The organism is Pectobacterium colocasium, assembly GCF_020181655.1.
GTDB lineage: Bacteria > Pseudomonadota > Gammaproteobacteria > Enterobacterales > Enterobacteriaceae > Pectobacterium > Pectobacterium colocasium.
In genome coordinates this window covers 4,573,034-4,587,378 of the sequence record NZ_CP084032.1, presented here as the reverse complement: position 1 = coordinate 4,587,378, position 14,345 = coordinate 4,573,034, and the positions used below count along the sequence as shown (strand labels likewise).

Genomic DNA, 14,345 nt, shown 5'->3' with positions numbered 1-14,345 from the left:
TTGGCGGCGTTATCTTTATGTCATCTGACAGCAACAGGGATGGCATTTCCTTATGGCAACGCAATTCACGGGTTTTTCTCAAGCGGGTTTAACGTTTCTTCAGCAGGTTCGTCAGTACAACGATAAAGCGTGGTTTGATGAGCATCGTGCCGTTTACGATGAGCAACTGGTTGCACCGTTTCGCACGCTGGTGGATGAGCTTAGTCTGACCATGTTGCAGATTGACGACCATTTTGAAACGCGCCCGGCCATCGGCAAGACCCTCTCCCGTATTCACCGCGATACGCGTTTTTCTCACGATAAATCACGCTATCGCAGCCATATGTGGCTCACTTTCAAACGCACACGCAAAGACTGGACGGATGCGCCGGTGTATTTCTTTGAAATCACGCCGGATACCTGGCGCTATGGGCTGGGCTATTACAGCGCGACGCGCAATACGATGGATCTGTTCCGTCAGACGCTGCGTGGTAATCCGTCACAGTTTCTTGAAGTGGCGAGTTGTCTGGGAAATACCTTCGCACTGGAAGGGGAAAGCTATAAACGTCCGCTGATTAAAGATCAGGAGCCGGAACTGGCTGACTGGTATAACCGTAAATCGTTTGCTGCGATATGTACCCGGCAGGATATGGAAGCGCTGTTTTCCGGCGATCTGGTGACGCTTCTGTCACAGGGTTTTACCCAGCTTGAACCGCTCTATCACTACCTGATGAATATCGAAACCATGAAGAAAGCCGCGCAGGAACCAGAGTCCAGTACGCGGGCTTTTTCGGCGGATAAGTGGTTTGATCGTTAAGGGATAAGCGTTACGGCGTTTTCTGCTGTTCCTGTGAGGTTTTATCGCGTACCAGCAACGTGTTAAACAGGTAACCTTCTTCCTGATTGCTGCCGAAGGTGGCAAGTTGCAGATGGTCGTCATCAATGCAGGTGAGCAGTAATTTCACCTGCTGACCGAAACTGCTTTCACCTTTGCCGATAGCCTGTACATCGCTCATCTGACGTGCCGTGAAGGAGGAATCATCCAGCTTGTTACCGTAGCGGAATGCAATGGACGCGCCGCCTTCAATTTTGCCGCGCTGGTTGGTCATTGTCAGGCTGACTGCGTGATAGGGAGCTTTCTGATCGTACATTTCCCGAAAATAGTCCCCCAGATCGCGGTACTCTTCGGCGGAAAGCCCTGACATCACATACTCATAGCTGAATGAACCGTGGAAGCAGGACGTTCTTTTCACGGGCGTAATCGGGGACGGCAATGCGTGCTGTGCGATGTCATTCAGGTAGCGCAGACGATTGAGCTGTTGCTGATAACGCTGGCGTAGGCAGTCTTCGTCTTTGCACTGGTCACGGGTGGTCAGCCAGTTGCGCTGAAACTGGTTGAGCGTTTTTTCCCACGGTGCGCTGTTGCTATAGGCTGTCAGAAACGCGCGGGAGGTCTTCCAGGCCTGCGCCAGTTCTTCATCCAGTTGTCCAAGCAGTGGGCTGGCGCAAATCAGTTTTTCCTGCGTCGAGGCGGCTTTGTCGCAGGGGAAGCTGGCGGCCTGGACGCGGTTGCTGAGGGAGACCAGCGTCACCCCGACGGCGATAAGGGTAGTGAAGGCTATCTTCATGGCGTGTCCTGTAATATGTCCCAAAAGGCGGCAATCAGCGGTTCGCTAAGCCGTTTTTTCTGTACGCAAACACCCAGTTCAAGCGGTTCCATCACCTGCTCGACAAAGACGGAGACGCGGTTGCGTACCGGCTCTGGGCTGTTTTCCAGTACCACGTTGGGAATTAGCGCGATACCGCAGCCTAGCGCAACCATCGATACCATCGCTTCATGCCCGGAAATGGTGGCGTAGATTTGCGGATTGGTGATGTGGTTGCGTCGGAACCATAGATCGATGCGCTTACGCACCGGGCCATGTTCTGGCAGGATGAAGGGAATTTGCGACCAGTCTGGATTCGCCTGACGCGCCAGTGACTGCACGGGGCAAGGGAGCGCCGGGATGATCAAGGCCAGAGGGAGTTTGTCGAGCGGCATGAAATCCACGCTGACAGGCAGGGCTTCCGGGCGACCTGCAATCCCCAAATCCCCCTCATTCGACTGAATTTTCTCAACGGCATCGGCGGCATCACCGGTCATCAGCTTGATTTCCACCAGCGGGTGCAGCGCCCGGAAGCGATCCAAAATCGGTGGAAGATGGCTGTAGGCAGCGGTGACGGAACAGAAGATGCGCAGCTCGCCGCTTAACGACGGCCCATGCGCGTCTATCGTGTGGCGTAGCTGCTGGTATTGCAGCAGCGTTTGCTGGGCGAACAGCTTCAGATGCTCTCCGGCATCAGTGAGCTGCACGGTGCGGTTATCGCGCAGAAACAGCGTCTGCCCTAAATCCTCTTCCAGCCGCTGAATTTGCCGCGACAGTGTCGACGGGCTGATGTGCATCGCCTTGGCGGTACGACCAAAGTGTCGGCTTTCCGCCAGATGCAGGAATAATTTGAGATCACGTAAATCCATGCGACGCAGGCCCCGTTTTTTATCTTGCAGCCGTTTTATATCTTGCAGCCGTTTTATATCTTGCAACTGCTTTTTATCTTGCAAATAGTGCAATATGACGTTGCTAATATATCAATTTCAGCAACGCAATTCCTGTCATATGATGGGGTCATAGTGAATTCCCATCTGGCGGGAATCCTTTCTCGAATAATAGACAAACAAAACCGTATACGGAGCACGACATGGCTAACTATTTCAACACATTAAACCTGCGTCAGCAGCTGGATCAATTGGGCAAGTGCCGCTTTATGGGGCGTGATGAATTTGCCGATGAGGCGAGCTACCTGAAAGGGAAAAAAGTGGTGATCGTCGGCTGTGGCGCTCAGGGCCTGAACCAGGGTCTGAACATGCGTGATTCCGGTCTGGATATCGCTTATGCCCTGCGTGCTGAAGCCATTGCAGAAAAACGTGCATCATGGCGCAAAGCGACCGAAAACGGCTTCGCCGTTGGCACCTACGAAGATCTGATCCCACAGGCTGATCTGGTGGTTAACCTGACGCCAGACAAACAGCACTCCGCTGTGGTTCAGGCGGTACAGCCTCTGATGAAGCAAGGCGCGGCGCTGGGTTACTCTCACGGTTTCAACATCGTTGAAGTCGGCGAACAAATCCGTAAAGACATCACCGTTGTGATGGTGGCACCGAAGTGTCCAGGTACGGAAGTACGTGAAGAATACAAACGTGGTTTCGGCGTACCGACGCTGATTGCGGTTCACCCGGAAAACGATCCGAAAGGCGAAGGCATGGCGATTGCTAAAGCCTGGGCTGCGGCAACCGGTGGCCACCGTGCTGGCGTGCTGCAATCCTCTTTCGTTGCGGAAGTGAAATCTGACCTGATGGGTGAGCAGACTATTCTGTGCGGTATGTTGCAGGCGGGTTCTCTGCTGAGCTTCGACAAACTGGTTGCGGAAGGCACCGATCCGGCTTACGCAGAAAAACTGATTCAGTTCGGCTGGGAAACCATCACCGAAGCGCTGAAGCAAGGCGGAATTACGCTGATGATGGATCGTCTGTCTAACCCTGCGAAACTGCGTGCTTACGCGCTGTCTGAGCAGTTGAAAGGCATCATGGCACCGCTGTTCCAGAAACACATGGATGACATCATCTCCGGCGAATTCTCCAGCGGCATGATGGCCGACTGGGCGAACGATGACGTTAAACTGCTGACCTGGCGTGAAGAGACCGGTAAAACGGCATTCGAAAACGCACCGCAGTTCGACGGTAAAATCGCTGAGCAGGAATACTTTGATAACGGCGTGCTGATGGTTGCGATGGTGAAAGCGGGCGTTGAGCTGGCGTTTGAAACCATGGTGAGCTCCGGCATCATCGAAGAATCCGCTTACTACGAATCCCTGCATGAGCTGCCGCTGATCGCCAACACCATTGCGCGTAAGCGTCTGTATGAAATGAACGTGGTTATCTCTGATACCGCAGAATACGGCAACTACCTGTTTGCGAATGCCGCTGTTCCATTGCTGAAAGGTGATTTCATGGATTCCTTGCAGCCAGGCGATCTGGGCAAAGCCGTCGCGGGTACTGAAGTGGACAACGCGCAACTGCGTGATGTTAACGAAGCTATCCGTAACCACCCAATCGAAACGGTAGGCCGCACGCTGCGTGGCTACATGACGGATATGAAGCGTATCGCCGTTGCGGGCTAATGCCCTTGTGAAGGTGAGCTAATGTTCATGCCGCACATACAAAATATGTGCGGCATATTTTTTACCTTCTTCTGATACCCGCCATACTCACGATGCGTCGAAGCGTGGCTGGCGAGAAGCACGAGCCAGTTCCGTGGTTAACACCGTTTTGGTCATCCGCACACAGTAAGACGGCATACCTCTTTCAAAACGCCACCCCTCAGACAGGGCACCAGCGTCTACCACATCAAATCCAAACGCGTCATAAAGCTCAGCCACAAGCGTTTTTCCTTGAATCTCATCACCTGCAAGCGGTAGCGCGCGTCGGTCGGAGTGACCCGTGGGTAAACCGTCGCTTTCCAAATGTGTCATGGTGATCGCGTTAAAGGCTTTGATGATTTTTACACCGGGTAATGTGTCGGCCAGAAGCTCACTGGTCGTTGTCTGCTGTGTATCAAGAACCGCCACTTTCCCGTCTCGCTCCGGGTAATAGTTGACGGCATCAATGGCTAGTTTGCCTTCTAACGCCTGAGTAGGAAGGTTATCGATAGCGTAGAGAGGAACCGCGATGACGACAATATCGCCAAACGCGGCGGCTTGTGTTGGCGTTCCAATATCGCAACCGATCATAGGCCGTAGGCTGAAAAGCGTTTGAGGGTCGCGTGAGTTGCTAAGCATGACTTGATGTCCGGTTTGGATCGCCAATTTAGCGATTGCCCGCCCGACAAAGCCTGCCCCAATGATGCCAATTTTCATCTTTTCCACCTTTATGGTTGTGAGAAGAAAAGGCTAATCCTCTACTTATTGAAGATAAAGTGTGTTATCAGAAAGGAATAAACAACAAAAATGAGGGAATCATGGATCGGTTTACCAGCATGAACATTTTTGTCAAAACGGTGGAGCTGGGATCTTTTGCTGCTGCCGCTGATGCTCTTACCCTCTCGCCACAGATGGTCGCAAAGTATGTGGCGTGGCTTGAGACTCGACTGGGCTCCCGGTTGCTAAACCGTACGACCCGCCGTCAGAGCCTGACCGATATCGGCCAACGTTATTATGAACGTTGCAAAGTGGTTCTTGCTGAATTGCAGGCCGCCGATGATATTGCGCGGGAAATGCAGACGACGCCTTCGGGAATTATTCACGTTAACGCGCCTGTTACCTGGGGATCGCATCTGCTTGCGCCGTTTATCACTCGTTATCTCGAATGCTATCCAGAGACGCAGATTGCGTTAACGTTAAACGATCGTCTGGTTGACCCCATTGAGGAAGGGTTTGAAGTGATTATCCGTATCGGACCGTTGACCGATAGTACCATGATCGCCTGGCCGCTTCAGCCTTACTCACTTATTGCCTGCGCATCGCCAGATTACGTCGCACGTGCGGGTCTGCCTGATACACCATCAAGCCTCGTAAACCATACTTGCCTGATTTATGGGGTGAAATCCCTCCTGACGCCTTGCCAATGGGTGTTCCAAAAGGAGGGAAAAACAGAAGAAGTCAGGCCGAAAGGGAGATTGTACGCCAATGACTGGAATGCGTTGCTGCATGCCGCCATCGAAGGGTATGGCGTGACACTCGGTCCAGAAGCCGTATTGCGCAAGGAAATCCAAAAAGGGCGTTTGGTTCAGGTACTGCCTGATTACAGCGGGCCTGTACGTCCTGTACACGTCATGGTGCCCTCTGCCAGACGGTCAACGGTTAAAGTGAAAACGTTTGTTGATGCAATCAGAACGAATTTCGGATAGCGATTCATCGTGATAAAGGCAATGGCTCGCTCACTGCCGCAGAGTATGGCGTAAAAAGGCCACCATATAAGATGAATACGGGTCACTTAAGCCTGTTATTAGGGGAAACACAGGGGGAGATTCCCGTAGGTAGGCCTCACCCCTGTGGTCGCCCGTGTATCTCGATGCTTAAACGATCGGCATTAACCGTATAGGATGGCTAGTTATCATACTCGTATGCGTTTTGGACTATTGCACCGAGCGGTACTTCGCTTCCGCCTGATTGAAGCGGTCGGTCATCGCTTTTGATGGCGCTTTACCCAGCAGGCTGACGACAAAAATGGTCAGGCTGTTGAAGAGGAAACCAGGGATGATTTCATACAGGCCCAGCCAGGCGTAGTGTTCCCAGATCAGCACGGTTGCTGCGCCCACAATCATTCCAAACAGGGCGCCGTTACGCGTCATACGCGGCCACAGCAGAGAAATCAGAATCACGGGGCCGAATGCGGCACCGAACCCAGCCCAGGCATAGCTCACCAGACCCAGGACGCGGTTTTCTGGGTTGAGAGACAGTGCGATAGCGATAATAGCGACTAACAGCACCATGCCGCGACCCACCCACACCAGCTCTTTCTGGCTGGCATTTTTACGCAGGAAGGGCTTGTATAAATCTTCGGTGATGGCGCTGGAACACACCAGCAGTTGGCAGCTCAGCGTACTCATCACGGCGGCCAGAATCGCAGACAGCAGCACGCCAGCAATCCACGGGTTGAACAGTAACATCGACAGCTCGATAAAGACGCGTTCGCTGTTTTGCGTCACGTTACCTGCCTGATCCGGGTTATTTTGGAAGTAGGCGATACCGAAGAAGCCCACCGTCACCGCACCAGCCAGGCAAAGAATCATCCAGGTCATACTGATGCGGCGTGCGCTGTGGATCGTATGGTGTGAATCGGCGGCCATAAAACGCGCCAGAATGTGCGGCTGACCGAAATAGCCCAGCCCCCAGCCCATCAGCGAGAGGATTGCGACAACATTCAGCCCTTTGAACATATCCAGATTGGCTGGGTTTTTCGCTTCAATCACCATCAGCGAGCTATCGATTCCCCCAAGTGACAGAATGACGATTACTGGCGTTAGGATCAGGGCGAAAATCATTAGGCTGGCCTGAACGGTGTCTGTCCAGCTCACTGCCAGAAAGCCGCCGATGAAGGTATAGGCGATGGTGGCTGCGGCGCCGGCCCATAATGCGGTGCCGTAACTCATACCGAAGGTGCTTTCAAACAGGCGCGCTCCCGCTACCACGCCGGATGCACAATAGATCGTGAAGAAAATCAGGATCACTAACGCGGAAATGACACGCAGTAATTTGCTGTTATCTTCAAAGCGGTGGGTGAAATAGTCAGGCAGGGTGAGCGCGTTGTGGTTGACCTCGGTGTGTACGCGTAGGCGTCCGGCAACCCATTTCCAGTTCAGGTATGCGCCTAACGTTAGGCCGATCGCGATCCAGCTTTTAGAAATCCCGGCAATAAAAATAGCGCCCGGTAATCCCATAAGCAGCCAGCCGCTCATATCGGAAGCGCCTGCCGACAGTGCGGTCACCACGCTTCCCATGCGGCGCCCGCCCAGGATGTAATCGCCAAAGTTATTCGTCGCGCGGTAGGCAAACAAGCCGATGAGAACCATCCCGAAAATATACACCAGAAACGTCACCAACATAGGTGTGCTTATTGTCATTCAACTCTCCACATTATTTTTCGTGCCGCTGTCGCGGCGACGTTGTGTTTTATTGTCATCACTCAGGCCGGAACGAGGTCTGAAGGTGATAAGGGGGCAACCGCTCCATTTGTTAACAAGGTTGCACAAAGTTGCAACATGGTCGATATTGACGTTTTCCCGATGTGCATCTTCTAATGACAGGAGTGGACGCTATGGGCTTTACCACGATGGGTGTAAAACTCGATGAGGAAACGCGCGAACGCATCAAGGCTGCAGCACAGCGTATTGATCGCACACCGCACTGGCTGATCAAACAGGCTATTTTCCATTACCTCGAACGCCTCGAAAGTGGCCTCGACACTCCTGAAACACCGCAATGGGCGAACGTCAGCCACATTGAAGCGGAAGAGATTATGCCGCAATCTCGGGAAGAAGAAACCCACCAACCCTTTCTTGATTTCGCTGAGCATGTCCTTCCCCAGTCCGTTATCCGCGCCGCCATTACCTCTGTTTACCGCCGCCCTGAAAGTGAACTGGTTCCCATTTTGCTTGAACAGGCAAGACTTACCGATGAAATGTCGGAATTAACGCAGAAATTGGCCTATCGGCTGGCGGAGCAATTACGCAGCCAGAAAGCGGGAAGCGGGCGTGCGGGCATTGTGCAAGGGTTGCTACAGGAATTTTCACTTTCTTCTCAGGAAGGGGTGGCGTTGATGTGTTTAGCCGAAGCGCTGCTGCGTATTCCTGATAAATCTACGCGCGATGCGCTGATCCGCGACAAGATCAGTCGGGGAAATTGGCAGGCGCATCTTGGTCACAGCCCGTCGCTCTTTGTGAATGCTGCAACCTGGGGGCTGCTGTTTACCGGAAAGCTGGTGGCGACGCACAACGAAGTGAACCTATCGAATTCGCTGAACCGCATCATCGGGAAAAGCGGTGAGCCGCTTGTCCGCAAAGGCGTTGATATGGCCATGCGGCTGATGGGAGAGCAGTTTGTGACTGGCGAGACCATCGGTGAAGCGTTGGCGAATGCCCGTGAGCGAGAGGAAAAAGGCTTCCGCTACTCTTACGATATGTTAGGTGAAGCGGCGCTGACGGAGCACGATGCCGTCGCGTATCTGGCAGCCTATCAGCAGGCGATTCATGCCATTGGTAAAGCCTCGAACGGGCGCGGAATTTACGAAGGGCCGGGCATCTCCATCAAACTATCGGCGCTGCATCCTCGCTATAGCCGGGCGCAGTATGACCGTGTAATGGAAGAACTCTATCCGCGTTTGTTGACGCTGACACTGCTGGCGCGTCAGTACGATATCGGGATCAACATTGACGCGGAGGAAGCGGATCGACTAGAGATCTCACTCGATCTGCTGGAAAAACTCTGCATGGAACCGCAACTGGCGGGGTGGAACGGTATTGGGTTTGTCATTCAGGCTTATCAGAAACGCTGTCCGTATGTCATTGATGTGCTAATTGAGCTGGCACAGCGCAGCCATCGGCGGCTGATGATTCGTCTGGTGAAAGGCGCGTACTGGGATAGTGAAATCAAGCGGGCACAGGTTGACGGGCTGGAAGGCTACCCTGTCTACACGCGTAAGGTCTATACCGATGTGTCGTATCTGGCGTGCGCCCGCAAGTTGCTGGCCGTACCGAATCTGATTTACCCGCAGTTCGCCACGCACAATGCGCAGACGCTCAGTGCGATCTACCACATGGCGGGCAATAATTACTATCCCGGCCAGTATGAGTTTCAGTGCCTGCACGGCATGGGGGAACCGCTCTATGATCAGGTGGTGGGGACGGTTGCTGACGGTAAACTGAACCGCCCGTGTCGTATTTATGCCCCGGTGGGAACCCATGAAACGCTGCTGGCTTATCTGGTGCGGCGTCTGCTGGAAAACGGCGCGAATACCTCGTTTGTTAACCGCATTGCGGATACCTCCATGGCGCTGGAAACGCTGATTGCCGATCCGATTCGCGGCGTCGAGGAACTGGCAAAAGTGGAATGGATCATGGGTGCCCCGCATCCCCGCATTCCCCTGCCGCGTCAGCTATATGGTCAGGCGCGGCAAAATTCGAGCGGGCTGGATCTCTCGAATGAACACCGGCTGGCTTCGCTGTCCAGCGCGCTGCTGAACCATGCGACACAACCGTGGTATGCCGCACCGATGATTGAGGGAGAAAGCGGCGCGGTCGAAGAAAAGCCCGTGGTGAATCCTGCCGATATGCACGACGTGGTGGGCTACGTTCTCGATGCCTCGGTGGCGGATGTTGAGCTGGCGATAGACGCAGCGGTACATGCAGGCACCATCTGGTTTGCGACACCACCTGCTGAGCGTGCCGCGATATTGAATCAGGCCGCATCGCTGATGGAAAGTCAGTTGCAGAGTCTGTTGGGGTTGCTGGTGAGGGAAGCGGGGAAATCCTTCAATAACGCGATCGCGGAAGTGCGCGAAGCGGTGGACTTCTTGCGCTATTACGCAGGTCAGGTCCGCGACTCGTTCACCAATGACACCTATCGTCCGCTGGGGCCAGTGGTGTGCATCAGTCCGTGGAATTTCCCGCTGGCGATTTTCACCGGACAAATTTCTGCTGCACTGGCGGCAGGAAACAGCGTATTGGCGAAACCGGCTGAACAGACACCGCTGATTGCGGCACAGGCGGTGCGTATTTTACATGAGGCGGGCATTCCTCTGGGCGTACTGCAACTGCTGCCTGGGCAGGGCGAAACGATTGGTGCAGCGTTGGTCAATGATGAGCGGGTACGCGGCGTGGTGTTTACCGGATCGACGGCCGTGGCTAAAACGCTACAGCGCAGCATTGCTGGCAGGCTCGATCCACAGGGACGGGTGACGCCGCTGATTGCCGAAACTGGCGGCCTGAATGCGATGATTGTCGATTCCTCTGCGCTGACGGAACAGGTGGTGAATGACGTGATCGCCTCTGCGTTCGATAGCGCCGGACAACGTTGCTCCGCGCTGCGTCTTTTATGTCTGCAAGAGGACATTGCGGATCGCACGTTGGCTATGCTGCGTGGCGCGATGGCAGAGTGTCGAATGGGGAATCCTGAACGCTTATCGACCGACATGGGCCCGCTGATTGACGCGGAAGCGAAAGAGAACGTGGAGTTGCATATTCACGCGATGCGGGCGAAAGGCCATACCGTATTTCAGGCTGCGCACCCGCAGGATGAGGAAACCTGGCGGCACGGGACGTTTGTGAAACCGACCCTGATTGAACTGGGCAGTATAGACGAGTTGAAAAAAGAAGTTTTTGGTCCAGTTTTACACGTTGTTCGCTATCAAAGCCAGCAGTTGGATACCGTGATTGAGCAAATTAACGCAACGGGATATGGCCTGACGTTGGGCGTGCATACCCGCATTGATGAAACCATCCAGAGTGTGACGGGCAAGGCGAGGGTGGGCAACCACTATGTGAATCGCAATATGGTCGGTGCTGTTGTTGGGGTTCAGCCATTCGGTGGTGAAGGCTTATCAGGAACCGGGCCAAAGGCAGGCGGACCGCTTTATCTGTATCGCTTGTTGGCACATCGGCCGGATGAGGCGCTCTCGAAAAGCTTCGCACCGCGGGATCGTGAGCAGGCCCCCGATGTTTCTGCCCGAGCGTCGCTGCTGGCAGGGCTACAGGCGCTGGAAGCGTGGGCGATTGCCGGCGAACGCCACGGGCTGGCGACGCTGTGCCAGCGTTACAGAGAATATAGTGTAAGCGGGATAACGCGACTGCTGCCGGGGCCGACAGGAGAAAGCAATACCTATACGCTGTTGCCGCGTGAACGGATTTTATGTCTGGCGGATAATGAGGAAGACCGCCTGATTCAGACAGCGGCGGTGTTGGCAACGGGCGGGCAACTCCTGTGGCCGGAAGGTGAGCATGAGAAAACACTCTATGAGCATTTACCCGCCGAGGTACAGTCGCATATTCAGTTCACGCCTGACTGGCAGCGGCACGGCGTCTCTTTTCATGGCGTCATTTACCACGGCGATGCCGATCGGTTACGGCAGTTGAGTACAACGCTTGCAGAGCGCGATGGCCCGATTATCCTGCCGCTGGGTTATGCGCAGGGCGATACCCACGTTCAGCTTGAGCGTCTGCTGACCGAGCGTGCTCTGAGTATTAATACTGCGGCAGCGGGCGGCAACGCCAGCCTGATGACGATAGGCTAAGAAAAAAAACGCGCCAGCCCAGAAGGTCGGCGCGTTTTTTCTATTTATGTGTGTCGATGTAATGACTTAGTTGCGGTATAGCACCTTGATCACATGGTAACCAAACTGGGTTTTCACCGGACCAAACGGTTTCAACAATTCGCAGGAAAACACGGCCTTATCGAACGCTGGCACCATGTCGCCTTTACGAAATTCACCTAAATCACCGCCGTTGCGTTTTGACGGGCAGGTGGAGTGTTTTTGCGCCAGTTTCTGGAAGTCTGCGCCTTTTTCCAGTTGAGCAAGAATGTCGTTAGCCTGCTGTTCGGTGTCCACCAGGATGTGCAGAGCTGCTGCGGTATTTGCCATGTTGTTACCTTTTTTGCAAAAGAGATTCCTGCGCGCAATGTAACATTTGCAACGCAAGATGTGGACTGCGACGTGCTTTCCTTAATAACAAATCCCTGGTCAAGATCGATACGGCTTTCTGCTACAATCGCCTTCCGTTTTATGAGTGAGCAAGATCGTTATGCGCTTAAACCCCAGCCAACAACACGCCGTCGAATTCGTCACCGGACCTTGTCTGGTACTGGCGGGCGCAGGTTCAGGCAAGACCCGCGTGATCACCAACAAGATTGCGCACCTTATCCGCCAGTGTGGCTATCAGGCTCGGCATATTGCTGCCGTGACGTTTACCAACAAAGCGGCGCGGGAGATGAAGGAGCGCGTGGCGCAAACGCTGGGGCGCAAAGAAACGCGCGGGTTGATGATTGCGACCTTCCATACGCTGGGGTTGGAGATCATCAAACGTGAATACGCCGCATTGGGGATGAAATCCAACTTCTCCCTGTTCGACGATCAGGATCAGATGGCGCTGCTGAAAGAGCTGACGGAGCAGTGGCTGGAAAATGATAAGGTTTTGCTGCAGCAGCTGATCTCGACGATCTCAAACTGGAAAAACGATCTGATCGATCCTGCTGGTGCGGCAGCGATGGCGCGTTCCGAACGCGACAAGCTATTTGTGCACTGCTACTCGCTCTATCATGAACATTTGCGCGCCTGTAACGTGCTGGACTTCGACGATCTGATTTTGCTGCCCACGCTGCTGCTGAAGCAAAACGCTGAGGTACGCGAACGTTGGCAGAACCGTTTGCGCTACCTGCTGGTGGATGAATATCAGGACACCAATACCAGCCAGTATGAGCTGGTTAAACTGCTGGTCGGTACCCGCGCGCGTTTCACCGTCGTAGGAGATGACGATCAGTCTATTTACTCCTGGCGCGGGGCGCGTCCACAGAATCTGGTGTTGCTACAGCAGGATTTCCCCACGCTTGACGTGATCAAGTTGGAACAAAACTACCGCTCATCCGGGCGTATTCTGAAAGCGGCCAATATTCTCATTGCCAATAACCCGCACGTCTTTGAAAAACGCCTGTTCTCGGAGCTGGGCTACGGCGATGAGCTCAAAGTGATTACCGCCAACAACGAAGATCACGAAGCGGAGCGGGTCGTGGGTGAACTGATTGCCCATCACTTTATTAAAAAGACCCAGTATGGCGACTATGCCATTTTGTATCGTGGTAACCATCAATCGCGCCTGTTTGAAAAGATGCTGATGCAGAACCGTATTCCGTATCGCATTTCTGGCGGCACGTCCTTTTTCTCCCGTCCTGAAATCAAGGATTTGCTGGCTTATCTGCGCGTGTTGACCAACCCGGATGATGACAGTGCGTTCTTACGCATCGTGAACACGCCTAAACGTGAGATTGGCCCGGCGACGATGAAGAAGTTGGGCGAGTGGGCGGGGCAGCGCAATAAAGGTCTGTTCAGTGCGAGTTTTGATTTGGGGTTGAGCCAGTCGCTGACTGGCCGTGGGCTGGAATCCCTGCAACGGTTTACCCAGTGGCTGGCGGAAATTGCCCGTTTGGCAGAGCGTGAACCGGTAGCCGCCGTGCGCGACCTGATTCATGGGCTAGACTACGAAAGCTGGCTGTATGAAACCTCGCCCAGCCCAAAAGCCGCGGAAATGCGGATGAAGAACGTCAATCAGTTATTTAGCTGGATGACGGAGATGCTGGAAGGCTCCGAATTGGATGAGCCCATGACGTTGACGCAGGTGGTGACGCGCTTCACCCTACGAGACATGATGGAACGTGGAGAAAGTGAAGAGGAGCTGGATCAGGTACAACTGATGACGCTGCATGCGTCCAAAGGTCTGGAATTTCCGTATGTGTTTTTGGTCGGGATGGAAGAGGGACTACTACCGCACCAAAGCAGTATTGATGAAGACAACGTTGATGAAGAGCGCCGTCTGGCGTACGTCGGGATTACGCGCGCGCAGCGTGAACTCATCTTTACACTGTGCAAAGAGCGCCGCCAGTATGGTGAATTGGTTCGCCCTGAGCCGAGTCGTTTCCTGCTGGAATTGCCACAGGATGATGTCGTGTGGGAAACGGAACGGAAAGTGGTCAGCGCACAAGAGCGTATGCAGAAAGGTCAGGCGAACGTTGCTAACATCCGAGCGATGTTGGCGAAAGCAAAAGGGGAATAAAGCGTTCTCCCCTATATG

Annotated in this window: 10 protein-coding genes; 5 read left to right on the top strand and 5 right to left on the bottom strand. The window is 53.9% G+C overall.

Annotated features, from left to right (window positions below):
* Window positions 1-52: 52 nt before the first annotated feature.
* Window positions 53-796 carry a DUF2461 domain-containing protein gene (locus LCF41_RS20700; RefSeq protein ID WP_225086137.1) on the top strand — a complete coding sequence of 248 codons (744 nt, stop codon included), beginning with the start codon at window positions 53-55 and terminating at the stop codon, window positions 794-796.
* Between the two features lie 10 nt (window positions 797-806).
* Here LCF41_RS20700 and LCF41_RS20695 read toward each other — a convergent pair whose 3' ends face one another.
* A complete protein-coding gene (locus tag LCF41_RS20695; RefSeq protein ID WP_225086136.1) occupies window positions 807-1,607 on the bottom strand; it encodes a lysozyme inhibitor LprI family protein in 801 nt (266 codons plus the stop codon).
* Window positions 1,604-2,494: an HTH-type transcriptional activator IlvY gene (gene ilvY, locus LCF41_RS20690; protein ID WP_225086135.1), complete on the bottom strand. Its 891-nt coding sequence runs from the start codon at window positions 2,492-2,494 to the stop codon at window positions 1,604-1,606. Before ilvY ends, LCF41_RS20695 begins: the two co-directional genes overlap by 4 nt.
* Window positions 2,495-2,715: 221 nt before the next feature.
* Between ilvY and ilvC the strand changes: the two genes are divergently transcribed.
* Complete coding sequence (ilvC, locus tag LCF41_RS20685; RefSeq protein ID WP_225086134.1) at window positions 2,716-4,194, top strand: ketol-acid reductoisomerase; 1,479 nt, start codon at window positions 2,716-2,718, stop codon at window positions 4,192-4,194.
* 87 nt (window positions 4,195-4,281) lie between these two features.
* Here the strand turns inward: ilvC and LCF41_RS20680 are convergent, their stop codons facing one another.
* Window positions 4,282-4,929 carry an NADPH-dependent F420 reductase gene (locus tag LCF41_RS20680; RefSeq protein ID WP_225086133.1) on the bottom strand — a complete coding sequence of 216 codons (648 nt, stop codon included), beginning with the start codon at window positions 4,927-4,929 and terminating at the stop codon, window positions 4,282-4,284.
* Between the two features lie 101 nt (window positions 4,930-5,030).
* Between LCF41_RS20680 and LCF41_RS20675 the strand changes: the two genes are divergently transcribed.
* Window positions 5,031-5,918, top strand: coding sequence for a LysR family transcriptional regulator (locus LCF41_RS20675; protein WP_225086132.1), 888 nt, complete (start codon window positions 5,031-5,033; stop codon window positions 5,916-5,918).
* 228 nt (window positions 5,919-6,146) lie between these two features.
* Here the strand turns inward: LCF41_RS20675 and putP are convergent, their stop codons facing one another.
* Window positions 6,147-7,634: a sodium/proline symporter PutP gene (putP, locus tag LCF41_RS20670; protein ID WP_225086131.1), complete on the bottom strand. Its 1,488-nt coding sequence runs from the start codon at window positions 7,632-7,634 to the stop codon at window positions 6,147-6,149.
* A gap of 194 nt (window positions 7,635-7,828) precedes the next feature.
* Between putP and putA the strand changes: the two genes are divergently transcribed.
* On the top strand, window positions 7,829-11,797 hold the full coding sequence (gene putA / locus LCF41_RS20665; RefSeq protein WP_225086130.1) for a trifunctional transcriptional regulator/proline dehydrogenase/L-glutamate gamma-semialdehyde dehydrogenase: 3,969 nt from the start codon (window positions 7,829-7,831) through the stop codon (window positions 11,795-11,797).
* Window positions 11,798-11,863: 66 nt separating this feature from the next.
* On the opposite strand, the gene ppiC is transcribed toward putA, so the two are convergent.
* Window positions 11,864-12,145 (bottom strand): peptidylprolyl isomerase PpiC, encoded by a 282-nt coding sequence (ppiC, locus tag LCF41_RS20660; protein ID WP_015842110.1) that lies wholly within the window; start codon window positions 12,143-12,145, stop codon window positions 11,864-11,866.
* Between the two features lie 160 nt (window positions 12,146-12,305).
* Between ppiC and rep the strand changes: the two genes are divergently transcribed.
* Window positions 12,306-14,327: a DNA helicase Rep gene (gene rep, locus LCF41_RS20655; protein ID WP_225086129.1), complete on the top strand. Its 2,022-nt coding sequence runs from the start codon at window positions 12,306-12,308 to the stop codon at window positions 14,325-14,327.
* The last annotated feature ends 18 nt before the right edge of the window (window positions 14,328-14,345 follow it).